Raw genomic sequence first — 25,933 nt, 5'->3', positions numbered from 1 at the left:
TGCATCCGGGAAACGGCCCTGTATGGAACAGCAGCTTACGGATTGACTGTGATCGTAAACGTGGACGTGTTATTTTTGATCGGTGTCACCGTATTGGTAATCTTCAGGTTGTTAAATACAACCGACCCTACCGCCGGACCCTGGCCTTGCTCTGCCGCTTCGTTGACCCAAATGCCGACCCCTGATTTGGCATCGAAGGCATCGCCGCTTTTCTGGGCTCCCGAGATGGAGATGTTGGTAAAGACCGTGTCCGCTACCGGGAACTGCGGGGCCGAGCCGACATAGTTGGTCTGGAACATGATGCCATGGTAGGTCGGATCAATGATATCCACATCACTGACGCGGATGCCCTGGAACACCTTGGACGCCGAGAATACCCAGATCGCCGGGAAGGTCTGCGAGCCCCAGAAGTGGCCGCCTGCGCGGACAACCGAGATATTCTGCAGATTCGTCGTTGGCGAAGCGCCAAAGCCGTTCATCGGATAGCCGAAGTCCAGTGAGCTGATCGTAATGCCCGAGTAGCACAGCGTGTCTGCAATGTATATATTACGGAACGTGTTGGCATAACCGCCGTATACCGCAACACCCGCCGCACGCCAGGTCAGAATGGATGTCAGATTCTCATACACATTGTCCTTCATGTCAGCACCGCCGGAATCAATCGCCGAGAACAGCGCAAAGCTGTCATCGCCGGTTGCCCGCGCTTCGTTATTGGAAACGAGATTATTGGTGCTGCCGTTGGTCATGTTGATGCCGTCTGCAAAGGTGTTGCGGATCCGGGAGTTGCGGATGGTCATGTAATCCGTGTTCGCTCCCCAGTACATACAGATCATGTGCTCGGTCCAGATGTTGTCAATCGTCATATTCGCGACGTTGGCGAAGTCGAATACTTTGCCCGGACCGTCAATCCGCGAGGTGTAATTGCCGAAATAAGCGAAGCCTGAGAACGTAGATCCATTGGCGGAGTCAGTTGCCCGGAAGCCGACATCCGTATTGGACTGGCTGGCTGGAGCATAAAACCGGGTGTACCACGGGCCGGCACCGATTATTTTCATCGCTTTGCCGTACACCTGAAATTTGCTGGACGTCTCATAATTGCCTGCAGGTAGATACACCCCTTCAAGCTTGCCGGTTGTATCCATCCGTACTTTGTCCAGGGCATTCTGTACATCCTGATGGGTGAAGCCCGCTGGTACGGCATATTTGGCCGGATCAGGATTCGCTATGGGCGCAACCTGCTCCAGACTGATGAAGTCGATGGCATACTGTGAGGTGTTGGCAGCATCCTTTTGCAGGCGGATCGTACTCCCGGCCGGTATGGTGCTGTCAAACATAATGTTGGCCTCATCGTAAATATGACGCGGGGAGCCTGCACTTGGCAGGTTGCCCGGACTGGTCTCGGAGCCGTACAGCCAGGCGTATTTGGAGGTCAGATTAATCGCCTTAGTAAAAACCCCGTTGACATAAATATTCAAGGTTGAGCTGATGCCGTCACCGCCGGCTGCATCGGGAATGGAGAACCGGGTTACCAGTGTATTGGTACTGGCTCTGGTGGTAAATTCCACATAGCTCCCGGTTGTATTGAGCGTTACCGCTCTTCTGCCGGACGCTTCGCCGGCCAGGTCGCCGATATTGCGGTTTGCTGCCAGCTTAACTGCTCCGCCACCGGTAACGGCGTCCTCTGCTTCATACATGTCATATGGCATATTGGCTCCGCGGCCGATGAACAGCGGACGCGTCTCGGTGTTGTTGGCCTGCTTGACCGGCAGCTCGTTTCCGTCTACGGCAATTTCCGTTTTTACGTTGTATTTTCCGTTCACCGCAGTCCAGGTGCCCAGGGTAACCGGTGCTGTTGTAGCACCGCTGCTGATAACGCCGCTATAAGAGCCGGTCAATGTCTTAATGACTGCATTCGTCGCTGCATCTGTCAGGGTCAGTGTTATATTATGTGCTCCTCCGGCCGATGCGGCTGTCCCCTGGTTTTTAATCGCTGCCGTGAAGGTTACAATATTGCCGCCCGCAGGATTTCCCGGAGACCAGCTGACCGCTCCGGCAACCAAGTCGGAGCTGGACACCGGTACGACAGTCAGCGAAGACGAACTTGTGTAGCTGTTATTCCCTTCGTTAAGCTCGATCACCGTGTTGCCTTCGTCCACCTTGGCACTTGCTGCATAAGTTCCTGCATCCTTCGCCCCGATGTTCAGAGATACAGTGCTTGAAGCACCGGCGGCAAGCGTACCCACCTGTGCCGTGCCCGCAAGTGCTGTTCCCAGATAGAAGTTTACATTCGTCGCCGGGGACACTGCAGTTCCCGCGTTTTTGACTGTGGCATGTAGTGTAATGTTGTCAGTCTCAACAGGAGCGGACGGGTTCCAGACCAATGATGTTATTGTCAGATCCGGATTGGCAGCCGGTGTTCCAAAGATTTGGAACTCCGCCACCTGGCCGGCGCTTGATCCGGTATTGGCCGTAAACTTCAGCTGCAGCTCACTGGCCTTAGCGGTAACCGGAATGGTCACTGAATTGCCGCTGGCCGGATTAAAAGTATAGGCCGCTGAAGGTACAAGCGTAGAGAATGCCGCATTAGTCTGATTATGGCCTAATACCTCTATAGTTTGCGTGCGGGTTGCCCAGGCAGAAGCCGGATTCAGCTTCACAACCACAGAGGTAATATTGGCATCGGCACCAAGGTTCACGCTCAGTGTATTCGGATAGCTCCCGCCTGCGCCTTCCCAGTAAGTGGTCACATCGCCGTCATTGGCATTAGCCGGGACAAAGGTAAAGACAGAAGATGAGGCGTTGACAGCTTTTCCTATAGCCAGATTTGAGGAAGGCCCTGAAGTCGGCGTAGCCGTTGGTCCCGGAGTAACAGTAGCTGTAGGTGTGGAAACCGGTGTTGATGTCGGTGTAGGCACTGCAGTTGGAGAAGGCGTTGGAGCAATGGTTGGCGCCGCAGTCGGGGCTGTTGTTGGAGCAATAGTTGGTGCCACTGTCGGACTGGCTGTAGGAGCTGCTGTAGGAGTAGTTGAGGCCGTGAGTACCAGCTGGTCCAGATTGACATTTCCGGTGTCAGACGGGTCATATTTATAAGCAATCGTGTTGGACCCGGCATTCAGTGCCAAAGTTTCATTTTTGACTCCCCAGGTATCCCAGTTAGCCAGGCTGGGGAGCACTGTCTGTCTGATTTTAGTTCCATTGACATAGATGCTGAGGGTCTTGGCACTCCCCGTGGCGTTCGCATACCTTAGTGCCGCATCAACATTCCCTGCCCCGGCTACAGTTACCGTAAAAGTGGCAGCTGCTCCCTGCGTCAGGTAACCGTCTACAAAAGCACTGCCTGTATACCCGCTGTGATCAGTATTGGCCTTGGCACCGCCGCTTAAAGCAGCCGTTTCTGCCTCATACGTTCCCGGTGCTGCAGCGGCTGTACCGTAAACCTCCAGCTCGGATATCTGGGCAGCCGGCCAGCCGGTATTGGCAGTGAAATTGATTTTAATATATCTGGCTGCAGCCGGGGTGAAATTAATCGTCACGCTGTTTCCGCCCGCCGCCGGATTGAATACGTAGCTTGAGGATGCTGCCAGATTGCTGTATGAGGAATCATTCATGCTCCCCTGGACGGACAGCGTCTGCGTTCTTGCCTCCCAGCCTGCGGGGAGCTTGAGTACAACCTGGTTAACACTGCTCTCAGCTGCAAGATCGACCTTGATCCATTGCGGTAAAGCATTGCTCGCGCTCTCCCAGTACGTCCCCTGATTACCGTCATTCGCATTCCCAGCCGCATATATATCACCGACTGAGCTTGCTGTAATGCTTTTCCCCTGGGCCAGATTTCCCGCAGCGGCGCTTACAGCCGGAATCATCCCGAATTGTCCAATAAGCAGCAGAGCAATGAGGCTATAGATCCATAATGATTTTTTAAAAGAAGCTCCGGTTCCCGTTGACACGTTCAGACACCTCCTAAGAATGTGTGTATCCGCTTCATAAAGAATGCGCTTACAAAACCTTCTTGCCTTATCCCCTCCCGGGTCAGCTGTTAGTCCGTTGTCCCCTGTACGCTGCGTCCACCGTCCGGCTTCCGCATACACAACAAAAAGAACGGCCCGTCCTTTGCGTATACATGCAGAACAAAAGCCGCAATCGCAGGATCAGCAGACCGAACTTATGATTAGACTATCAACTAACTGATTATGGTAATAATATAAGTTATGGGAGGGTAGCAGTCGATGACCGATCCTATCTGGAGTATGTGCAAAACAACTCTCTGGAAGGAATTCTTTCTACTGTCCAGAATAATAGAGTAATCAAGATCAGGAGGACAATTTATGACAGCTAAACACAAAAATACGGATTTCTGCATGCTGGCGGTGTCTGCTGCGGTTATCCTGTATTTTATCTTCGCCGTTATTCCGTACGGTGATTCGCATAACTTTTTCAGTGAGGCAAGCGTACCTGAGGGCAAAGAAGTGTGGCCTTATTTTTTGATGACAACACCCGCACTGATTGTATACCTGATCATCGTATTCAAATGGGTCAAAAGAATCCGGTTTCTGCGCTGGCTGAATTATCCGGTTATCATCTTCGTTGTTAACTTCATCTCTTTGATATGCCTGTCCGCCTTCAACGGCGGTACGGTCTTCTGGCTGATCTTCATTACGGGACCGGTCTCTCTGATACTGACTGCCGTCTTTTTTACCATCGGCCTGATTAAAGACCTGAGGTTCCTTCGTGCTGCAAAAGAGCAACAATAGAAAAAACCCTGCTTATCAGGCAGGGTCTCCCGTTCTTTATTCTACGGGCAGCTTCAGGCAATATTGAACCGGGCCACCAGCCCTTGCAGACCCTGGGCCATTGTGCTGAGCGTGCTGGCTGAGGAAGCGATCTGTTCCACGGAAGCCATCTGCTCCTGGGAAGCGGCGGAGACATGCTGGGTGCTGGAAGCGGTTGTCTCCGAGATCTGAGTGACCTTACGGATGGACTCGACAATCTCATCAGTGGCAGCCGTGATCTCCTCGACCGCTCCGGAGACCTCCTGCACCTGACCGGCCAGTGAGTCAATGGAAATCCGGATCTCCCCGAAGGCATGTCCGGCATTCCCGATAATACCCGTTCCATCCTCCACCTCGCTCATGCTGAGCTTCATGGTTGCTACTGCGCCGGAAGCTTCCGTCTGGATGCTTGCCGCCATCTCGGCAATCAGATTCGCGGATTCACCGGACTGCTCCGCAAGCCTGCGGACCTGATCTGCGACTACCGCAAACCCTCTGCCCTGCTCACCGGCCCGCGCCGCCTCGATAGCCGCATTCAGCGCCAGTATGTTCGTCTCCGCGGCAATGCCTTTGATGACTCCCACCAGACTGCCGATCTCCTGCGATCGGTTTACAAAGCCCATAACCTGCTGTGATAACGAGGCAATGGAGGCATTAATAGTGTCCATCTGGCGGGCAGCTGCCTGCAGCGATTCGTCTCCTGAAGCGGCGTACTCGGCGGAGCGAACTGAGGCATCGGAAATATCCTGAACGCTAGAGGCAATCTGCTGGATTGCAGCGGACATCTCCACAATGGTCGTCATATTGGTCTGCAGATCGTTCATCTGCTTGTCCGTACCGGAAGCTACACTGCCCATAATACCGGCGATCTTCTCAGTCACTGCAGCCGTCATTCCGCTGTCCGCGGTCAGCCTGGAGGAGGATGCAGCCAGACTGTCGGCCGACTGGCTAACCTGGCCGATAATGCTGCCAAGATTGCCTGTCATCTGGTTAAAGGTATGCGCCAGCTGACCGATCTCATCCCTGCTGCGGACAGTCAGCTTACGGGTCAGGTCAGCCCTGCCTTCGGCAATTTCCTGCAGCTGTTTATTAACATCTCGGATCGGCTTCAGAATCCGTCCTGACAGCAGGAGCGCAATCAGCACCGCCAGCAGCACCGATAGTCCCGTTACACCAAAGCTGAAGCCCATTGCTGAACCGCGGTGCGTGGCCGCCTGGCTCTGTGCAGCCGTTATTTCTGTGGTCAAAACTTCCTCAAATACGATTTGCGATTCAATAATGGTATCCAGCGACAGGTTCGTGAACTCCTTTTGCGCACCCGGGAAATTTCCTTCCTTCGCCATTGCGAAGGCACTCTCCAGCACTGTCAGATAGTTGCTCCACTCACTCTCCAGATTCGTGATTCCAGACAGCTCTGCTTCATTCAATCCGGCGTTTTTCAGCTCTGTGATTGCTTCTGTGATTTCCGGAATCACGGCTTCATACGTTGTCAGATACTTGGTCCGCTCATCGTCAGTGTTGCTCATCACGTATCTGGCTGCCAAACCGTCTGCCGTGCGGATCTTATCCGTCAGCTCCTGAACCCGTGTCAGCTTGCTGTAATTCCGGTTAATCTGGTCTGTCTGCATCGTTGCTTTGCCCTGAAAGAGTGTATTTCCGGCGATTGCCAATATAAAGACGAGGATGACGGCAGCGAACCCCATGAGGATTCTAGCCCTGATTCCTTTTAGCATAAATGTTGCCTCCCTGTGATGTGGTCAGTAATACCGGTAGTTTCTTGTTCCATATGTATCTTCCACTTCTGCCCCAGTGCATGTCCTCCTGTCTATCAGATGGTGTTGCTTCCTTCTATATTGTCATCCTACGCGGTCAGCCTTAAATCAGCCTTAAATCCGCCTGAGCATAAACTGAACGTTAACTGAAAGTGTATATCAATACTGAACAAGCAGAAACGGCTATGCCGTCCTTCAGAGAAGGCGGTAACCGTTCCTGCGAGAAAGATAAGGATTATGGATGGCGTAAAACATATACATTCTGGCGTAATATTTATAAAAAGACCGCTGCCCCGGTCAAATACCGGTACAGCGGTCTTTCTCTTAAACCTTAATTATTCATACAGATTTCCGTTAGCCAGCTGAGCAAGCCGGGTCTGATCCACCACACTCAGCCTGCCGCGCTTGCGTTCGATAATGCCTTCGTCGATGAAGCGCCGGACGATCCGGTTAAGGTGCCGGTAGCTTGTGCCGAGCAGATCAGCCGTCTCCGTTAAGCTTGAGGTACGGATCTCCTCAACCCGCTGGCCGCCGACCGTCTCCTCGAACAGGGACATCAGATAGCTGGCAAACCGGTTCTCCACCGGGTAGAGCAGATTCAGTGCCGAGGTCTGGCCGAGGGTATACATTTTGTGGCTCAGCTCCCCCATCAGAAAACGCAGCAGCGCCGTATTCTCCTCCAGCTCCCGCAGGAGCATCTTCCGCGAGGCCACAAGCAGCAGGCTGCTGCCGACGGACACGACTTCATTTTTGACCGGATACTGCCGCAGCAGCTCCACATCCCCGATCACCGACATCGGCCTAGCGAACCGCACCAGCATTGACTTTCCGTTGGGCAGCAGCGTGTGAATCTTAAGCTTGCCCTCCATCAGAATGAACATGCTCTCCAGCCGGTCCCCGACCGAGCAGATCACTTCACCGTCCCCGTAGCGCCGAAGCTCCATTGCAGCAATGTCAGTGCTGCTGAATATTTTACCAAGACCGTTTCTATCCGCCAGCCGCCGGACAGCTTCAGGATCAATCATGGACTGCATTGTATTTCCTCCTTGAGCACCTGCAATTATACAAGGTTATGCTCCGCGCGGGAGCACCAACATGATGCCCTTACTGTAACACAATCCCGCACAATATCGTAAGAGCGCCTGCCTCAAGGTTATTTTAACGAATGGATATAATCCCGCAGCGCCTGCTGTCCCCGGTGTTTGGACATGTTGAAGGACGGCCACTCCTGCTGCGCCTCCCCGCGCTGATTCGTCCATTTCTCACTAAGCTCCTGCTTGAGCAGATCATCATTCTCTTTACTGAAGCTGATCAGCAGCGGAACCGCCTCCCAGGACAGTCCGGTCAGATGATACTTATCCATATCCCCTGCCGCCTCATACCGGGCAATATTCTGGGAAGCAATAATCCGGTCCATCCCGATGTAATTCATGAATACATAGGACAGCAGGCCGAGTGCCACGTACCATTTTATCAGCGGAAAATCGGTCTTGCTTATCCGTACGGCAGCGAGAATCAGCAGCAGACCCAGAAAAATCATAAAGGCATGCACCAGGAAGCGTATCTCTGTATAGCCGTAAGCTTCTTCATATAACGTGAGCCGGGAATACGCCGAATAGAGCATCACTACCGAACACATAACCAGAATGTACAGCAGGATACGGATGACGGACAGCAGTCTGGCTTTGGCCCGGGGCAGGGCAAGCAGAGACAGCAGCAGCAGGCAGAAGTTAATCGCCGTCACCATAATCAGCTCGAAAAATCCGCTCCGTGCATAATCGGCATACGTGCTCCCCTGCGGCAAAGCCCCCTCCCATGCACCGAACAGGTAGGAAAACTGTACACTCACAAACAGCACATAGACTGCATTCACCGCTGTCAGGACAGTAGTAATAATTACCGGGTCAACGGACAATTCGAAGGGCTCCAGCTGCGGCTCACCTTCCTTCGGCACAATAACCTGCCGCTCCGTACGTTTATAGGCAACAAAACCCATTAAATAACTGAACAGGCCGATTCCCAGCGCCACACTCCAGAGCGACCGGCCAAAGCCTTCACCAAATGAGATCCGTTCCAGCAGATCAGGAAATGTATTCAGAAGCTCATTAAATACACCATCCGCCGACGAGAGCAGTGAAACGACAATCAGCAGCAGCGGACAGGACAGCAGCAGCCCGGCCAGCACTTTGAGGTAGATCTGTTTATGCTCGCTTTTCATGCCTTCTCCGCCCGTTTTGCGGATTGTGGTAAACACTGTAGGCCAGTGGCGCGGACCCTGGGCAAAAAAATGCTCCAGCGCAGCGCCGATCAGCTGAATTCCGCTCCATGAAGGCCGGCGGTAGCTGAGCAGATAGGTCATATGTAAAAGGATCAAGACTGGAAGCGCAAGCAAATTAAGTCCGTAGAAAAACCAGTTCGAGAACAGCATAAAGGTCATTGCCAGCAGAAAGATGGCCGCAAGCCATACATAATCGAACCATTTCAGCGGGCGGAGCTGTTCCTTCGCGTAGTACAGCATAAAACCATAGAACAACACAACAAAGATCGGATACGAAACTCCAGGCATATGTCCATAAAATAAATACTGGTGCACGATTGCCAGCAGCAATGCCGCAGCCAGCGCGGAAAGCGCAGACCTCGGAATAACGGGGACTTTCTTATTCATGGGAATACCCTCCAGTTTTTTACTTTCTCATACTAATTCTAGCTGGTAAAATAAGAAGAAAAAGAGAAAAAATAATTTGCTCATTTCCTATTTTATTGAAGGGAGCTTTCTGTAATGAAGCTGCACGGCCAATTTCTGAAGCTGCATTCACAGCATGGGGGAGCAGAAGAAGCCTCCGTTACACTGGATGAGCTTGCCCATACCTTGAGCTGCACTCACCGTAACGCACTGCATGTCATCAACAAGCTGTCAGAGCAAGGCTGGATCTGCTGGACCCCGAGCCGGGGCCGCGGACGCCGTTCTTCCCTGAAATTCCTTGCGGACGCCGAAGAAATTGCATTAAGCTCCATGAAGCAGGCAATCAGCAGCAGTGATATCCGCAGCTCTATTGAAGGCATCCGCGGGCACGCGCGCTCCTCCTCCCTGCAGGATGCGCTGCAGGGCTGGCTGCTGGCCTATTTCGGGCATCATTCGGAGCTGCGCAGCGATAAGCGGATCGATACACTGCGGCTTCCGGTCAGGCAGCAGCTGCATAATCTGGACCCCCTGTATATGAATCTGCTGGCTGAATCCTTTGTATCCAGCCATGTTTTTGACGGGCTGGTCACCCGCACCGGAGGACAGGAACGGATCAACCCCGGCCTTGCGCATGCCTGGGATGCAGACGCACAGCGCAGCATCTGGACCTTTCATCTGCGTAAGGATGTATTGTTCCATCACGGTAAGGTGCTCACCGCCGAGGACGTCGTTTATTCGTTTCAGCGGATGATGAATACCTCGCAGCGGATGCTGTACAGCAAAATTTTTAAGGACATCCGGGAAGTGAAGGCACTTAATCCGGTTACCGTGCGCTTCGTGCTCAAGCAGCCGAATGAGCTGTTCCTTCCCTTTCTCTGCACCAGCCGGGCAGCGATTGTTCCGCGTGATCTGGAGGCCGCCTTTGCCGGCAGCTTCGGACGCAGGCCGGCAGGTACAGGACCGTTCAAGCTGGTGGAGATGAGCGAGGATTTATGTACGCTGGAGGTGTTCCCTTACTATTTTCAGGGCCGTGCGCATCTGGACCGGGTTGAAATCCTTCATGTCCCGTGGAATATTGCTGAAGCTGCACCTGAGACAAGCTCTGCCTTTCATATCATCCATAATCCGTCCTCCGGCGGTTCAGCTGCCTGGAGCCGGATTCACTCGGAGTATTCCGTACGCAAATTCGTGACTTGCAATACGAAGAAAAAAGGTCCGCTCAGCGATCCGCTGGTCCGGGCAGACGTACTGTCGTGTCTCGGCGGCCCAATAGCCTCAGGTGATGAAGTAGCGGGAAGACCGCAGGTCGAGACGGTTCAGCCGGGTAATGAGGTTGTTGCACAGGAAGAACCAATGCTGCAGATTGCAACTATCCCGCAGTATGCCGGAGATGCAGAAGCAGTGGCTGCCAAGCTTAACAGCTGCGGCTACACCTGTCATGTCTTATCCGTCTCACCGGAGGAATTCAAAGGCCCGGTCCGCCTGCAGGCAGACCTGATCGTCTTCTCGCTGCTGCGTGATCAGGATGAGCAGCTGCGGCTATTCGATCTTTATGCAACTATGGTACAGCATCTGGAGCTGCCCGTGCGGGCAGATATAGAAGGACGGCTGCGATTGATCGCCCGGGAGCCGGACAGCCTGGCAAGGGGAGCTGGCTTTCAGGAGATTGAGAACAGGCTGCGGCAGAAGCATCAGCTGCATATCCTGTACGAAAAGCCTGCCGAAACCGCCTACCTCCCCTCTGTCCGCGGGGTTACCTTTAACAGCCAGGGCTGGGTGGATCTGCGGCATCTGTGGTTTCCGCCTGAGCTGTGATTCCAGAATCCGTCAACGTCAATAGTATATTGGTAAATATAACTCCGGTTTGGTATATTAGAGTTACTATGTTTATAGCGGAGGGGATTTAGAATGAGACTAGCGGAAGCACTTGTGCTGCGGGCAGACTGCCAGCGGAAGGTGGCGCAGCTGAAGCAGCGCCTGGGAAGAGTCATCAAGGTTCAGGAAGGCGATCAGCCTTCAGAGCCGCCTGCTGAGCTGCTTCAGGAATTGAAGCATACACTGGATGAGCTGGCCGTCTGGGTCAAGAAGATCAACAAGACGAACTCCCTGAGTCCATTTAGTGCAGACCTGACCCTGTCGGAAGCGCTGGCGGAACGGGAGCGGATTATGCAGCACCGTAATATTTTGAACGAGCTTCTTAATGAGGCCTCCATTAAGCAGGAGCGTTACGGCCGGCAGGAGGTAAAGTTCTATACAACCATTGAGGTGACCTCCCTGCAGAAGGACGTCGATGAATTGTCCAAGCAGTACCGTGAGCTGGATTTCCGCATTCAGGAGAAGAACTGGAGTACAGATCTGCTGGAATAGTGAAGGATGTCAGACTGTATAGCAAGTTGGTAGCCGGACACATACAGGTGAGCACAACCCGCCAACCGGGTAAGTTGGACCTTGAAGCAGATGCCGGGCCAAATCTGCACAACTTAATGCTTAGCCCAATAATGTAACAAGAGTGCGCTTAGCATGTAACCAGGCTGAATTTCTTTTAATGTTAACTACCATGTGCTGATGTATGATTCCGGTGAGGGCGGGTTCGGGGACTTGTTAGCTTTAAATTGTATAAAAAATAGCGGCAGCCCGGAAGTGTTCCTTCCGGCTGCCGCTTTGTTGTGGGACGGGTTGCGCCACTCTACCATGTTTGTGCGAAGCGGTTTGTCGCTCCCAGCATGTTTGCGAGGCGCTGCCTCGCTCCTTGCTTTTTTGTATGGGCCGTGCGTCGCTCCCAGCAATTAGTTGGATTTTGTCCGCCTAATTCTGCCAATCATCAACATTTAGAGTAATTAATTGGATTTTGTTCACCTAATTACGGCTAATCCCCTTGTTGGAGCCGAAAAGGGCGATATTAGCTGACGTTTTTCCAACTAATCTCCTTTTCAAGGGATGCTGGCCCGAATTAGATGACTTAATTCCAGCTAATTCTCATCGACTGATGCAACAGCGCCAGATGAACTAACGCACAACCTCCAACTCAGCTCGGTTACTCCACCACTTCCAGCTCATCGCGGCGACTCCACCACATACAGCTCATCGCAGCGACTCCACCACTTCCAGCTCATCGCGGCAATTCTACCACATTCAGCTCATTGCAGCGACTCTACCAGATACAGCTCATCGCGAGCGACTCCAGCCCCGTTTCTACTAACTGGTCTGAACTATTCAGCAGCTTTATCCGCTGCTGTAACGGTCTGAGCCGCAGCGTCCCATTTTACATCCAAATTCAAGCCTTCGGATATAAAGCGCACTGGTACTAATGTCCGGTTGTTAATGATCTGGGCAGGGACATCGAGTGTGACAGCTGTTCCGTTGACGTAAGCCGTTTTGCTGCCGATAGTCATCGTAATGGTCGTACTGCCTTTAACGGCAGTGATCTTCTTCGCGGCCTGATCCCAGGTCACTTCAGCGCCAAGCGCACTAAAAATCGCACTGACCGGCACCAGCACCCGGCCGTCCTTGTTCAGCGGGAGCTGATCCTGGAAGCTTACTGCTGTTCCGTTCAGCTTAACAGTAATCGCCTTACTGCCGGAAGAAGAGGCCGCTGCTGTTGATCCGGCTGCACCTGCTGCTGCCGTGCTGCCTTTGGTTGCAACCACCTCCGGCAGCGGCGTAACTTCCAGACCCAGCTGCTCCTGCAGATTGGCCAGCCGGTTCAGGGCAAAGGTCATCAGCGACCCTGCGGCCATGGTGCCCATGCCTTGTCCGCCTGCGCCGGACATCCCGGCATTACCGCCGGCTCCCGGACCGGCAGCTTCTGTTCCTCCAGCTGCTGCTGAAGTGCCTGCCGGTGCCGTTCCGTTACTTGCGCTTCCTGCCGGTGCCGTTCCGTTACTTGTACCTCCTGCCGGTACTGTTCCATCAGCAGCTCCGGCTTGTCCGGCTGCTGCATCTGGCCGCGCTGGCGGTGTTCCATTCGTACCGTCCGGAGGCGTCATATCGCCTCCGCCGCCCATCATGCCGCCGCTGCCTCCCGTATCGGCTGTATAGGCTACATTGTTCTCGAACTGATCCATCGTGTAGAACTTAGTCGGATCTGCCTGAACGTAAGGTCTGATCAGAGTGGTAAGTCCTGTTATGCGGTCCTGGATACCTTCCAGATACGTAACCAGCTCAGAGACATAGCCGTTATACCTGGTTTTGTACTCCGGCACCTCAAGCAGATTGCCGATCAGCGGCACCTGATCCACATTGATGCCGAGTGTCGGCGTGTCGATCGAAGCAGTCACCGCATTGACAGCCGATGAAGCTGCAGCTGTACCCGTTGTGCCCGATGTTCCGCTTACTGCTGCGGTTCCAGTAGTTGTCCCTGTCGTTCCGGCAGCAGCCGTTGTACCGGCAGCGGCAGTTCCGGCTGCAGCCTGCATTCTCCCCCCGCCGCCTCCGGTGGAATACCCGTTAAAGCTCATATTCATATCCCAGGGAATGACGGTATACTTACCGGCTGCATCCCCGTACAGCAGATAGTTATGGCCTTTATCGCCGTTATAGCTGTCATAGTTGCCCAGCACTGCATTTGCGGCTATATATCTCAGTGCGGAATCCACGTCCAGCACACTCTCAATATCGCCTTTTTGGCCGTCAGGCATAGCGTTCAGCACGCTGATGAAATTTTTGAGCGAAGCCTTGTCATCTTTCGTGCCGGTGTCATAGGTCAAAGTTTCGTAATCGCCATCCTCCTCATATTGGAGATAGCTTTTCTCTTCTGTATCGTACAGAACACCGCTGTCTGCACCTTCACCGAAATTACGCTCCAGATAGCTGTCATCCACAGATTCAACGCCGATATAGAAGCCATATAATTCACCGTTGATATACAGATTCGTGAACACAGTCAGCGGCGCATCCTCACCGATCGCCCGCAGTGCTTCATAATGCAGATACTCGCGCAGGAACGACGGGTCCGAATAGCTGTTATTCAGCACCATTTTATCAAGGCCCAAGAGCGTCTGTGTCTTGTCATACTTATCGAACTTCAGCCGGAAGCTGTACCGGTCGGAATCCGTCATCGCCGCCACTGATTTCAGAGTCAGGTTACCCTTAGTTGAAAAGCCGACATTCTCCAGCACCGTGCCGTCCACATCCACCGTTACACTTTTATATTCCTTCTCCAGGGGCTTTGCCAGAATGCTCTCCCAGTCCTCATCGTCAATCGTCACCTTCACATTAATCACTTTATCCGGGGTGAACAGGGATTCATAGGCTTGGCTTACCCCTGCCTCAGCGGCAAAAGCGGCAGACGGGCTGCCGGTAACGCCTCCAACCGATGCTACCACCGCAAGTGACAGTGTCGTCAGCATCATTTTTTTGAACATACTCTTCATTCTCAAAACGTGTATTCCTCCTCTTATGCAGATTCATATTTTGTAAAGCCTGTGTAAAAGCTTAAAATATGAACCTGAAAGAAGGCTGAATTCCCCGCTATTCCTCACCCGGCAACGTTTCCCGCAGCCCGCGTCCAATCACATTGGCCGACACCGGCTTATCCCCCAGCTCTCTCGCCCAGACCGACAGCTGCCCGGTGTGATGGATCTCGTGAGCAATAATATGGCGCATAATCTCACCCCAGGCATCGGTCACATGAGCTCCTTCATAACGCTTATCCACATAAACATTCCGCTCCAGCCCCTCGTGCCAGCCCAGCACAAATGCTTCAACCTCCGGCCGGAAGCGGGCATCCAGCTCTTTTACCTTACCCAAGGTGCTGTATTCCGCAAAATCCTCTTCAAAATCAGGCTTGCCCTGCATCGCCATAATCCAGCTCCACTCCACATCCGCAATATGGAACAGCGTCTTCAGAATTCCGCCGGCTCCGCCTGTCCTCGGCTGCAGCAGCGCCTCCTCACTCAGTGTCTCACACCATTTATACCACTCTTCACGGACCATCCAGTTATAGCGGAACAATGTCTGCATCTTAACCCTCCGATAGTCATAATTTGATTCTTCCCTGTAGCTCCAGTCTATCACACCCGGAATTCGTGCCCGGTAAAAATAATGATAATACCAGTGCAGCTGCCGCCATCCCCGGACAACGCAAAAATACCGGCAACCAAGGTTACCGGTAAGATAATTCATATGTATATGATACAAAAAAACATCTAGTTTTCCTGCGTTAACTATAAAATTAATATAGCACGGAAATGTCAACCTGGCAAGCATTTTTATGGAAAATAGAGAAAAAAGCACCTTTACTCCCCCGCTGCTAACAGTGATGGCACTACAGGGTGTTATGCGCCGCTGTCCCATCCATCCCCATAATGGTATGATCATCTGCGCTAAGGAGGCGGAGCAAATGCAAATTACACTCAGGGATATTAAGAAAAGCTTCAAGGTGTACAAACGGCCGGAAGGCAAATGGGGGCTCCTGAAGGGAGCCTTTATGCGGAATGTGACGGAGGTGGAGGCGCTCGGCGGGATCGGCTTTGATATTGCGGAGGGGGAGCTGGTGGGTTACATCGGCCCAAACGGCGCCGGCAAATCCACCTCTGTTAAGGTAATGAGCGGAATTCTGACACCGGACAGCGGCGAATGCACCATCCTTGGCAAAGTGCCATGGATGAACCGTGTGGAGCATGTGTCAAAAATCGGTGTCGTGTTCGGGCAGCGGTCGCAGCTGTGGTGGGACGTGCCGGTGGCAGATTCATTTGATGTGCTGAAGGATATATATGCAATTCCCCCCGGTGATTACACAATCAGGCTGAACGAGCTAACGGCGGCACTCGGTGTGGAAGCGCTATTGCGGACACCGGTCCGCCAGCTCTCGCTGGGACAGCGGATGCGCTGTGAGCTGGTGGCAGCGCTGCTGCACCGGCCGAACATTCTGTTTCTGGATGAGCCGACAATCGGCCTTGATGCGGTATCGAAGCTGGCCCTGCGCCATTTTTTGAAGGAAGAAAATCGTAAGCACGGGGTTACTATGCTGCTGACTACCCATGATATGGATGACATTGAAGCACTGTGTGAGCGGGTGATGGTAATCGGGCACGGTACACTGCTCTATGACGGCAAGCTGGCCGGACTGCAGGAGAAATACGCTCCTGAGGTAGTGATGAAGGTCAACACCGATGCAATGATAGCCGCCATGTACAACGATCTGGCACTTACATAACCTGACGGGCATAGCCTCATAAAGGTGCCGTTAATTCTATCTTATCTAATTCTGGAGGTGTACAATTGCAATGGACATTAAAAATACCTGCCGGGCCTCAGCCTCCCTCTTCCGTATACGGATGGCTGAAGGCCTGCAGTACCGGGTATCGGCCATTTCGGGAACAGTGGTTGGAGTGTTCTGGGCGCTGCTGGAGTGCGTGCTGTTTACTGTTTTTTATACATATAGCGAACATGGCTCATGGAACAACAACGGGATGAGCCTGCCGCAGACGATCTCTTATGTGTGGATCGCCCAGGGGCTGTTCGTGCTGCAGACGATGAGTATTGACGGTGAAATTATGGGCAAGATCAACAACGGCGACGTCGGGATAGAGCTGTGCCGGCCAATGAATCTGTACACCCACTGGTTCGTCAAAAGCTCGGCCGGCAAGCTGGGCACCTCCTGGATCCGCAGTGTCGCTACCGTGCTGACCGGTCTGCTGATGCCCGCCGCTTATGCGCTGAGTGCTCCTGAGTCCTTTGCCGGACTGCTCTGCTTTCTGCTCTCAGTCGTTATGGCTTTTGTGCTCTGCTCCTCATTTGCGATGCTTGTGACGGCAATCCGGCTGAATGTTACCTGGGGTGACGGTCCGAGCCATATCCTTCTGCTGCTGAGCGGAATTCTGTCCGGGACGTATCTTCCGCTGCGGCTGTGGCCTGACTTTATGCAGACCTTTCTTTACCTTCAGCCGTTCGGCGGCTTCGCCGACATTCCGGGCCAGCTGTATATCGGCAGTATGCCGCCGGCTGCAGCATTGCCTGCAATTGGACTGCAGTGTATCTGGAGTACTCTTTTTATCACGGCAGGCCGGCTGATCATGAACCGTAAGCTGAAGAACATTATTGTCCAGGGAGGGTGAGTAACAATATGATTGCGGAAAGTAAAATCTATTTCAAATATTTGCGGATGCATCTGCTGTCCGGCATGGAATATAAAGGCTGGTGGCTGATGCTGATCCAGGTGCTGGTTGTCGTGGTCTCAGACCCGATTGCTACAGTCCTGCTGTTCTCCCGCTTTGGCAATATCGGGGAATGGAGCGTTGCCCATATTATTCTTGTCTATTCGCTGGCGGTGGCTTCCTTCGGACTTGCGGAGAGCTTATGCAGGGGCTTTGACTATTTTCCTTGGCATCTGCTGCGTTCCGGTGACTTCGACCGCCTGCTGCTGCGGCCGCGCTCCCTGTTCATACAGGTTGCCGCTTCCCGCTTCCATCTGCACCGGCTCGTCCGTCCAATCACAGGAATCTGCGCAGCAGGCTGGGCGCTTAATGAGCTTGGAGTGCAGCTGACGCTCGGCAAAACCGTAATTCTCATTATGGCGCTCGCGGGCGGCTGTGTCATGTATTGCGGAGTGTTCGTGCTGACCTCTGGGCTCGCTTTTTTCACAATAAAGGGACTGGATTGGATCTATCTGCTGACCAATGCAAGTTACCAGATTACCCGCTGCCCGGAGCCCTATATGCCAAGGGTGCTGAAATCGGTGTTCAGCTTTATGCTGCCAATGCTGTTCATCAGCTTCTATCCGGCTGCGGCAGTATGCGGCTGGAATTATCCGCCATGGCTCGGCTACCTGTCACTTCCCGCCGGGGCGGCTTTTCTCGGACTCTCGCTGCTGGTCTGGCGCATTGGCGTAAGGCACTACAAAAGCACAGGAAGCTGACCCCCTGTATGCGGTGATCAGCTTCACTATTAAATGGTTATTTGGCGTCTGCCGGCTCAATGAGAGCTCAGATGCTTGCGGTACCCCTCCACCCGCTCCTCCCGGTAGCCCATCTTCTCATAGAAGACGTGGGCTTCCTTGCGCTTCTCCCCGGAGACGAGAATGATGTAGTAGCAATTACGCTCACAGGCGAGCTTTTCGATCGCGGTCATCAGCTGCTTGGCAAGGCCCTGGCGGCGGGCACGGGCAGAGACCACGACATTTTCAATAACCATAAACGGCCGGCACTCCCCGACCAGATCCTGGCAGAGGATGCCCATCAGCGAGCCCAGCAGTTCCCCGTCTACATAGGCGCCTAACAAGATGTATCTGCTGTCAGCCTTAACGGATGCATACGTCTCCCCGAGCCTGGCCGGGTCTGTCAGCTCGCCAGTCAGCTCCCGGTACAGCTCATTTAATTCCGCCAGTGAATCCGTCTCAATTTCTTTAATCGTTACCATGGTTGGCATGACTCTCCCTTACGAAGGCAGATGTTATTTCTCATATACATAAAGCTGTCCATTTCGCGGATGGTTCATCCGTTGGCCCGTATAGGCTCTGCGACGCAGCTCTTTTTCCAGCAGCTTCATGAACGCGCCATGCGTTATAAGCAGCACACTTGTGTGCTCTGGCATCGACTCCATGTTATCCAGCACTGTCTTAGCACGCCGTGAAGCTTCCCGCCTGCTCTCAGGCTGTGAAGCATGACCGGTCAGCCACAGCAGCCGGCCGAGCACCATCCAGCACACGGAAGGCAGCCTGAGGCCGGACAAGCTTCCGTAAGCTGCTGCTATGCCAATTTCCCTAAGCTCCGGACTATACTTCACATCACCGGAGAATATCCTTCGGGCAGTATGTACAGCTCTTGAAAGATCACTGCTTATGCAGTAATCCCAGCTGTGTGTATACCCTATACAATCCCCCGGGAGAATTTCCGCTTCATCATACTCCGTTAGCCACTGGTTAAACTGACCTCCTGTCACCCAGCCCCGCAGCGGCGGATGCAGCACCTTATAGTGCCTGACCAGTCCAAGCCTCACTCCGGCTCATCGCCGTCTGTCTGCAGCACGAACTGCTCCTTCTGTCCATCCCACTCCACACTTACCGTAATGACCGCCTGCCCCCGGTTCAACGAACCGCTGCTTGAGCCGTACATGTGCAGAGATTCCATTCTTACCGGCCCTTCCATCGACTGCCTGGAGCTGTGGCGAGGCGCCTCGAATCCGTATGTGAACTGCTTAAATTCCTTAAGATCTTTGGCTTCCCCTTTATAGGCCAGCTGAAAGCTGTAATCACTGGAAGCTTGATAATACGTTGCTTTTCCTTCTGAGATAACAGGCTTCTCCGTATTTGTCTCGCTATAGATGGCTGACCAGTGTTCCCCTTCTCCTGAATAAGTGTAGGTCTGATGAAGTGTGCCGTTGTTGCAGGCAGCCAGGAGCAGCAGCACCGCGATAAACCCGTTCAGTAAAAGGATTCGTACCGCCGTAGTCCGTCTCATAGCCTCAGCCCTCCTTTCCACAGGATAAGTAGTCTAATACAGCCTCCACCCGTTCCTCAACCGGAAAGTCTCCCTCCAGCCGTAGAACGGGACAGTCCAGCTCCAGCATCCACGCCTCATGCAGCTTCCGGCTCCGTACCTCCGGCCCTGCTGTGTCATACAGGCTTGCCCATTCCAGAAAGGCCTGCACATCTTCATATCTGCTTCCGCCCGGCAGACTCTCCGTCCCGTAACGTTCATATTCCCTGGCCCTCAGCCGCTCCAGCCTAAGCTCAGGAGGTATCCACAGGAAGATTACCAGGTCAAAATAAGACCGCAACCCGTCTCCCCAGCCGCACACCGCCCCGGACAGAATCCAGGGCTCATGCTGGTCCAGATCATATGTTATCCTGCTTAGCCGCTCAATGATATCGCGCTGCTTCGTATACTTGTGCTCCCAGAAATAGTCGTCGCTGTCGAGATGCCTGTGCGGAAGCCGGCCGGCAAGTGCCTGCCCGAGTGTACTGGTTCCGGATCCTGAGGCCCCCATGATATGTATTCTGCGCTTCATCAGCACCTCCTGAGTGTCTTAACTATCCATAATTTAACACACAATAAGTGATCAGATTCTGCAAAAATGTAACCATTAGCTACACGCTAAGAACTTTCCTTACCGCCGCATAACATGAATCCTTAAAATCAGCATGCAGCTCATCCCGGCCGGCCATCAGCCACTGGATCAGGCAGCCGTCAATGATCGCCCGGATGACCGGGGCGGCCCTGTCAGGTGTCAGCTCTTGATTAAAAATCCCTTCCTGCTGGCCAAGCAGCAGCACCTCCGCACTGATACCCGCACAGCTGTCATAGAACCGCTGGTTGATCTCCCGGTAGACCGGGCTGCGGCTTGCCCTTGATAGAAAATCCAGATAGACACGGTAAAATGAACGGTTCTGCACCGGACCGGCAAACGCAGAATCAATATATGCGGCAAGCTTGCCTTCCGCTGTATGCTGCTCCGCTACCGCTGCCCTCTCCCTCGCGGATATTTTGCCGGTCAGCCATTCCAGCAGCTCCACCAGTACGGCTTCCTTGCTCGCAAAATAATAGTGGACTACTCCCTTGCTGACCTCTGCGTAATCCGCAATGGTCTGCAGGGTCACCGCATCATAACCGTGCTCTGACAGAGACCGGAACGCGGCCGAAAGAATCTGTTTGCGTTTTTCATCGGATTTCTTGTACTTTACCATACGACCTCCGCTGTGTAGCGTGATTGTCCGCTTAATTTAATGTATATTATATCATAGCTATAAAAAAGTTGACCGGTCAGAATAAATATTAAGTATACTGATTGCGCATAAGGAGCGAAAATAACATGTCTGAGACTTTTACAGCTTTAGTTGTAGATAAAAAGGAAGACTTCAGCGTTGAGGTCAAGCAGCTCACGATGAATGAACTGCCGGCCGGAGACGTGCTGATCAAGGTTGCATACTCCAGTGTTAATTACAAGGACGGACTTGCCAGTATTCCAGACGGAAATATTGTCCGCCATTACCCGTTCATCCCCGGTATTGACCTGTCCGGAACCGTCGTGTCCTCAGAGGACAGCCGCTTTCAACCGGGCCAGCCGGTAATTGCCACGAGCTACGGGATCGGCGTCTCGCATTATGGAGGCTTCAGTGAATATGCCCGCATTCCCGCTGAATGGGTCATTCCCCTGCCTGGCGGGCTAAGCCTGCGTGAAGCGATGATTTTCGGGACAGCCGGCTTCACCGCTGCGATGTCCATCCAGGCGCTGGAAGATCACGGCGCAGCTCCTGATAAAGGCAAAGTGCTGGTGACCGGTGCAACCGGCGGTGTTGGCGGGACCGCGGTTGCCATGCTGGCCAAGCTGGGCTATCAGGTGACTGCCAGCACCGGCAGAACGGAAGAAGCCGGTTATCTGCAGCAGCTAGGCGCAGCTGAAGTGATCTCCCGCGAGGACGTAGCCGGCGCGGCCGTGAAGCCGCTGGACAAGCAGCTCTGGCAGGCTACTGTTGACTCCGTGGGCGGAAGCCCTCTTGCAGCCGTGCTGAGCAAGATCGCTTACGGCGGAGCGGTAGCCGCCAGCGGATTAACCGCAGGGACCGCAGTACCGACCACGGTAATGCCGTTTATTCTGCGCGGGGTGAGCCTGCTGGGCATTGATTCTGTCTCCTGCCCTGCCGGTAAGCGGACCCTCATCTGGGAGCGGATGGCTAGTGACCTGAAGCCGGACAATCTGGATTCGCTGGTTGACCGGGAGATCACATTGGCTGAGCTTCCGGCTGCCCTGGCTGATATCCTTGAATCAAATACAAGAGGCAGAGTGGTTGTCCGCCTGTCCTAGCACCATAGCCTCCCGGGTCTTCGCAAGCACGGGAGGCTATTTGCGTCAGCAGCTGCTATTCGTTATCTGTTCCGGCATTAGCATAAGCCGGAGTCCCCTGTGTATATGGAAGCTGGCGGTAAGGCTGCTGCACATATGGCTGGTAGTAGGCTTGAGTATTCATCGGCTGGAATCCAAAGCCCTGAACAGACGACGGCTGAGGCATATAATAAGGCATATTCGCTGTTGCCATTACCGGAGCCATGTTAGGGGCCATGTTAGGAGCTATATTAGGGGCCATATTGGCGGCAGCCTGAACATTTTCGGCAGCAGCCTTCTGCGGTTCACAGCAGTCTGCAGGCGGTCCGATGAACGTCATCGGCTTCACCGGAGCCAGTGTTTCTTTTACCATAGCCTCATTCAGGCAATAAGTATGTGCCAGCACATTGGCCGGTGTTTTACTTAAGATATCCGATCCCAGAATAACCTCAGGCGTAGGCGCGTTAAAGATTGCCAGCAGATGCGTACAGTCCGTTGTTGCAATCTCATAATGCCACCAGCCCTGCGGCACATTCGCCACCTGGCCCGGAGTAACCGGGAAATGGAGCAGCTCATTCGTAAAAGGATTAAGCAGGGATACCACGGCTGCACCGGATATACAATATACAAGCTCAGCGGCATTCTGATGGTAATGCGGTTCAACCACATTCGATTTGCTCAGAAAAATATCCAGCAGCGAGATGTTATCCAGCGTGTTCAGCTGCTTGATCCCCAGTACGTTAATGTAGTTGCAGTCATCCTTCTTAAACAGCAGATTGCAGTTCATATCTGCCGTAAATTGTGTGTTCGGAGACTTGTAATCCATGTATGAAGTCATTTTCGCTTCTTCCTCTCTTTGAGCCCGTTTTTTTCTTTCTGGGGTAGAATATGTATCTGCCTATGCCCGGGTGACGATTAATTTGCTATGCTACCTGTATTCAAGAACAAATCCACCCGAAGAGTGGATCTATATAGAGTACTTAAGAACCTAATTTGCTGACTTCTGGCAGCTGTATTGAAATAGCGAATATAGGCACATACCCTGGCCTAATGTATACGAAAAAACGAATACAATAGGCCACCAAGAGGGCAAACTAGCCCAATGTATGCGAAAAAACGAATACATTCTGCCACCATAAGGGTAAACTGGCCAAATGTATGCGAAAAAACGAATACAATGTGGGGGTTGGTATCAGGTCGTTTCTTCCATGTCTCCTGGTTCTTCACGTCCCCCCTCCTTTATTTTCCATCGGAGTTATCCCCATTTTTTTGCATTGTATAATTTCCTGTTCAACAAAAAAAGCATCTTCCGGCCGGAAGATGCTCTTCAGTCTATTCGCTATATATGACAGTCCGGTTTCTTCCGCTCTGCTTAGCTGTGTACAGCGCCTCATCGGCCCGGCCCAGCAGCTCCTCCCTGGTACGTCCATGCGTAGGGTAATGCGCGATGCCCTGCGAGGATGTCACCTTCATCGGCAGCGGGACCTCAGTCGCTTCCAGTGTTTTGCGGATCCGTTCAGCAACGGTGTATGCATGCTCCGGCTTAGTCCGCGGAAGCAGCAGCACAAACTCCTCTCCGCCGTATCGGGCGCAAATATCGCCGGGGCGGATGCTTTCCTCAAGAATCCCGGCCACCTGGCGCAGCACCTCATCACCGGCCAGATGTCCGTAAGAATCATTTACAAATTTGAACTTATCCACATCCAGGACAATGACCGAAAACGGTACACGTGCGGCGATAGACTGGCTGATGCTGATATCCAGCGATCTGCGGTTGGTCAAGCCGGTGAGCAGATCCGTCATTGCATCCTGAGTCAGCTGGTCAGTATGCTCCTGTATGTCTTTCCAGGCAAGCACTACTGCAGTCGTAAGCAGATCCACCTCACGGTTCCAATGGGGCTTCAGCTCAGGCAGTTCGATCTTTTCTTTGCCGATCCGGTGTACCAGGTCCGCAAGGACCACAAAAGGCTTGGCTAGCCTGTGCGCAAGGACAAACACACAGAACAGCAGAACGACAAAAGGAATAATTGTATACGCCACAATTTTGCTCAGATGTACCATCAGCTGCTCCTGAATGTTATGCGCCGGCGAGACCACCACCACACCCCAGCCGTTGGAGGGTACTGCAGAATAGCCGGCAAGCATGGATATTTCCTTCGTATTTACAGCCTCCATTCTGCCGCTGAGGCCGGCCTTTAGATTGCGGACAACCTCGTTTGCACTAACATCCTCATTCAGCCTGCCGGTTTGCGGATGATACAGCAAATGTCCTTCGGCACTGACAATATAAAAATACGAGCCTGACTCGTCGATAACATTGTTCCCGAATATCATATTCAGAATGTTGTAATCCTCCAGATAGACCGTACCTCCTAATTGTCCGAGATAATGCCCGTCCTTGTTATACAACGGCTCGCTCATAAAGAACAGCATTCTGCCGGTTGACGACGCAATATACGGTGAGGACAGGTAAGTCTTTTTCTGGCGGAGCGCTTCCTTGACTTGAAGGGAAGTAATCTGCCTGCCCACTATGCCCAGCTCTGCCGGTGAATTATTAAGAACGGTGCCGTTAGCATTAACCAGAATAATCGAATTAAAATAATTGCTGCTGTTACGCGTAAGATCCAGGTAAGCATCAATACTTTCAGGAGATACGTCTTTCAGATTGGCAATCTGATTCGCACTGAACAGCAGGCTGCTGCGCATCGAACGGAATAACGAATCGACCGTTTTACTCATTCTTGCGGCATTAGCATAGTTGAGATTAAGGGTTGTCTCTATAAGGGATTTCTTCTTGGACTGATATGAACCTATCAGCAGGATCGTTGTGGTTAACAGAAACACCAGGGTCACCAGTGCCATGAGCAGCAAAGTGAGGCTGAGTTTCTTCCCGGGTTTGGGTTCTGCTGCAACTGGTCTGGACAATTCTCTCAACCCCCTGATCGGCCAGGTATATTTCTTTAATTATAAACGATTGGAATGGAGAATCCACATCCAGATTTCTTTTCCAGTTGGATAATACTCTATACATCTTTCAGTTGCATTCAGGACATCATTCAAAAGATTTTCGAAAAGAAATGGAGGCCAAGCATGATGAAGCGGACAACAAACCGGATTACAATTATTCTGGCAGCTGCCTTACTGATCCTGATAGCAGGACTGCTGAGTAATACTGTAACAGCTGCTGCAGGCAAAAGGAGCACGGGTAGATGCATCCTTCTGGGATGAAACGGCAGCAGCGCTGAGGAAAATGGGCCATACCGTCTACACTCCCGAATATGCCGGACACGGCAGTGACAGCAAGAATACTATAGTTACACATCAGCAGGTCACTCAGTCTGTAGTAGATTTCATAAAAGAAAAAGACCTGCATGACATCATTCTGCTTGGCCACAGCTTCGGCGGAACGGTTGTACAGAAAACTGCCGAGCAGGTGCCGGAGCGGATCAGAAGTCTCGTCTTTTTTGATGCCTTTGTGCTGCCGGATGGACAGAGCGTTGCCGACCAGTTCCCGGCTCCAATACAGCAGCTGTTCCGCAATCTGCTAAAAGCCTCTGGCAAAAACACAATCATGCTGCCTTTCCCTCTGTTCCGTGACGTGTTTGTGAATACTGCTACACTTGAACAGGCACAGGCATTGTTCCAACAGGCTATTCCCGAACCCGCCGGCCCGGCTTTTGAGAAGCTTGATTTGAAAAGGTTCTACAGTCTGGAGCTTCCCAAAAGCTACCTGTATCTGACCGAGAATGCCGTACTGCCCCAAGCCGCCACCGGCTGGCATCCCGGGCAGTCTAGCCGCTTGGGAATGTTCAGATAGATTGAGGGCAGAGGAGATCATATGACTACGGTTCACACAGAGCCGGAAGCGATCGCGGCCATAATTGTTCAAGCCAGCAGAGATTAGTACCTGTTACTCTTGCTCAGCTGACAAGTAGAAACGGCTATGCCGT

Annotated in this window: 21 protein-coding genes; 8 read left to right on the top strand and 13 right to left on the bottom strand. The window is 52.8% G+C overall.

Features of this window, described 5'->3' with window-relative positions; translation table 11 throughout:
• Nucleotides 1-35: 35 nt before the first annotated feature.
• Entirely contained in the window at nt 36-3,863 is a 3,828-nt protein-coding gene (locus BN3772_RS23355; RefSeq protein ID WP_086074725.1) for a galactose-binding domain-containing protein, read from the bottom strand.
• 462 nt (nt 3,864-4,325) lie between these two features.
• On the opposite strand from BN3772_RS23355, the gene BN3772_RS23350 reads away from it, so the two are divergent.
• Nucleotides 4,326-4,751 (top strand): hypothetical protein, encoded by a 426-nt coding sequence (locus BN3772_RS23350; RefSeq protein WP_042202633.1) that lies wholly within the window; start codon nt 4,326-4,328, stop codon nt 4,749-4,751.
• Nucleotides 4,752-4,804: 53 nt separating this feature from the next.
• Here the strand turns inward: BN3772_RS23350 and BN3772_RS23345 are convergent, their stop codons facing one another.
• From BN3772_RS23345 to BN3772_RS23335, 3 genes are all read right to left on the bottom strand, one after another.
• On the bottom strand, nt 4,805-6,502 hold the full coding sequence (locus BN3772_RS23345; RefSeq protein ID WP_052380664.1) for a methyl-accepting chemotaxis protein: 1,698 nt from the start codon (nt 6,500-6,502) through the stop codon (nt 4,805-4,807).
• 374 nt (nt 6,503-6,876) lie between these two features.
• Entirely contained in the window at nt 6,877-7,575 is a 699-nt protein-coding gene (locus BN3772_RS23340; protein ID WP_042202631.1) for a Crp/Fnr family transcriptional regulator, read from the bottom strand.
• A gap of 119 nt (nt 7,576-7,694) precedes the next feature.
• Entirely contained in the window at nt 7,695-9,206 is a 1,512-nt protein-coding gene (locus BN3772_RS23335; protein WP_042202630.1) for a DUF4153 domain-containing protein, read from the bottom strand.
• 114 nt (nt 9,207-9,320) lie between these two features.
• Here BN3772_RS23335 and BN3772_RS23330 point away from each other — a divergent pair, with 114 nt between their 5' ends.
• A complete protein-coding gene (locus tag BN3772_RS23330) occupies nt 9,321-11,039 on the top strand; it encodes an ABC transporter substrate-binding protein (protein ID WP_042202629.1) in 1,719 nt (572 codons plus the stop codon).
• A gap of 93 nt (nt 11,040-11,132) precedes the next feature.
• Complete coding sequence (locus BN3772_RS23325) at nt 11,133-11,591, top strand: DIP1984 family protein (protein ID WP_042202628.1); 459 nt, start codon at nt 11,133-11,135, stop codon at nt 11,589-11,591.
• Between the two features lie 842 nt (nt 11,592-12,433).
• Here the strand turns inward: BN3772_RS23325 and BN3772_RS23320 are convergent.
• On the bottom strand, nt 12,434-14,596 hold the full coding sequence (locus BN3772_RS23320) for a CotH kinase family protein (RefSeq protein WP_042202657.1): 2,163 nt from the start codon (nt 14,594-14,596) through the stop codon (nt 12,434-12,436).
• A gap of 97 nt (nt 14,597-14,693) precedes the next feature.
• A complete protein-coding gene (locus tag BN3772_RS23315; RefSeq protein WP_042202625.1) occupies nt 14,694-15,185 on the bottom strand; it encodes a DinB family protein in 492 nt (163 codons plus the stop codon).
• Between the two features lie 379 nt (nt 15,186-15,564).
• Between BN3772_RS23315 and BN3772_RS23310 the strand changes: the two genes are divergently transcribed.
• The 3 genes from BN3772_RS23310 (at nt 15,565) to BN3772_RS23300 (ending at nt 18,081) form a co-directional block, all read left to right on the top strand.
• Nucleotides 15,565-16,380, top strand: a complete 816-nt coding sequence (locus tag BN3772_RS23310) for an ABC transporter ATP-binding protein (RefSeq protein ID WP_244444821.1) — start codon at nt 15,565-15,567, stop codon at nt 16,378-16,380.
• A gap of 70 nt (nt 16,381-16,450) precedes the next feature.
• Nucleotides 16,451-17,281 carry an ABC transporter permease gene (locus tag BN3772_RS23305; RefSeq protein WP_042202623.1) on the top strand — a complete coding sequence of 277 codons (831 nt, stop codon included), beginning with the start codon at nt 16,451-16,453 and terminating at the stop codon, nt 17,279-17,281.
• An 8-nt stretch (nt 17,282-17,289) separates the two neighbouring features.
• Entirely contained in the window at nt 17,290-18,081 is a 792-nt protein-coding gene (locus tag BN3772_RS23300; protein ID WP_042202621.1) for an ABC transporter permease, read from the top strand.
• A gap of 56 nt (nt 18,082-18,137) precedes the next feature.
• Here the strand turns inward: BN3772_RS23300 and BN3772_RS23295 are convergent, their stop codons facing one another.
• The 5 genes from BN3772_RS23295 to BN3772_RS23275 form a co-directional block, all read right to left on the bottom strand.
• Nucleotides 18,138-18,590, bottom strand: a complete 453-nt coding sequence (locus tag BN3772_RS23295) for a GNAT family N-acetyltransferase (RefSeq protein ID WP_244444820.1) — start codon at nt 18,588-18,590, stop codon at nt 18,138-18,140.
• Nucleotides 18,591-18,614: 24 nt separating this feature from the next.
• Nucleotides 18,615-19,160, bottom strand: coding sequence for a histidine phosphatase family protein (locus BN3772_RS23290; protein ID WP_042202618.1), 546 nt, complete (start codon nt 19,158-19,160; stop codon nt 18,615-18,617).
• Nucleotides 19,157-19,621, bottom strand: coding sequence for a hypothetical protein (locus tag BN3772_RS23285; protein ID WP_042202617.1), 465 nt, complete (start codon nt 19,619-19,621; stop codon nt 19,157-19,159). The genes BN3772_RS23290 and BN3772_RS23285 overlap by 4 nt, the downstream gene beginning before the upstream one ends.
• A gap of 4 nt (nt 19,622-19,625) precedes the next feature.
• Nucleotides 19,626-20,171 (bottom strand): ATP-binding protein, encoded by a 546-nt coding sequence (locus BN3772_RS23280; protein WP_042202616.1) that lies wholly within the window; start codon nt 20,169-20,171, stop codon nt 19,626-19,628.
• A 79-nt stretch (nt 20,172-20,250) separates the two neighbouring features.
• On the bottom strand, nt 20,251-20,847 hold the full coding sequence (locus tag BN3772_RS23275; protein WP_042202613.1) for a TetR/AcrR family transcriptional regulator: 597 nt from the start codon (nt 20,845-20,847) through the stop codon (nt 20,251-20,253).
• A gap of 125 nt (nt 20,848-20,972) precedes the next feature.
• Between BN3772_RS23275 and BN3772_RS23270 the strand changes: the two genes are divergently transcribed.
• A complete protein-coding gene (locus tag BN3772_RS23270) occupies nt 20,973-21,965 on the top strand; it encodes an acrylyl-CoA reductase family protein (RefSeq protein ID WP_042202612.1) in 993 nt (330 codons plus the stop codon).
• A 55-nt stretch (nt 21,966-22,020) separates the two neighbouring features.
• Here the strand turns inward: BN3772_RS23270 and BN3772_RS23265 are convergent, their stop codons facing one another.
• Together BN3772_RS23265 and BN3772_RS23255 are read right to left on the bottom strand one after the other, a co-directional pair.
• Nucleotides 22,021-22,821, bottom strand: a complete 801-nt coding sequence (locus BN3772_RS23265; protein ID WP_086074723.1) for a cupin domain-containing protein — start codon at nt 22,819-22,821, stop codon at nt 22,021-22,023.
• A gap of 494 nt (nt 22,822-23,315) precedes the next feature.
• Complete coding sequence (locus tag BN3772_RS23255) at nt 23,316-24,908, bottom strand: sensor domain-containing diguanylate cyclase (RefSeq protein ID WP_042202609.1); 1,593 nt, start codon at nt 24,906-24,908, stop codon at nt 23,316-23,318.
• 256 nt (nt 24,909-25,164) lie between these two features.
• On the opposite strand from BN3772_RS23255, the gene BN3772_RS23250 reads away from it, so the two are divergent.
• A complete protein-coding gene (locus tag BN3772_RS23250; protein ID WP_425280453.1) occupies nt 25,165-25,800 on the top strand; it encodes an alpha/beta fold hydrolase in 636 nt (211 codons plus the stop codon).
• Nucleotides 25,801-25,933 lie beyond the last annotated feature (133 nt).

The sequence above is a fragment of the Paenibacillus camerounensis genome (assembly GCF_000723885.1).
GTDB classification, from domain to species: Bacteria; Bacillota; Bacilli; order Paenibacillales; family Paenibacillaceae; genus Paenibacillus_AQ; species Paenibacillus_AQ camerounensis.
The sequence above is the reverse complement of the archived record's forward strand: the minus strand, read 5'-3'. Positions and strand labels throughout refer to the sequence as shown.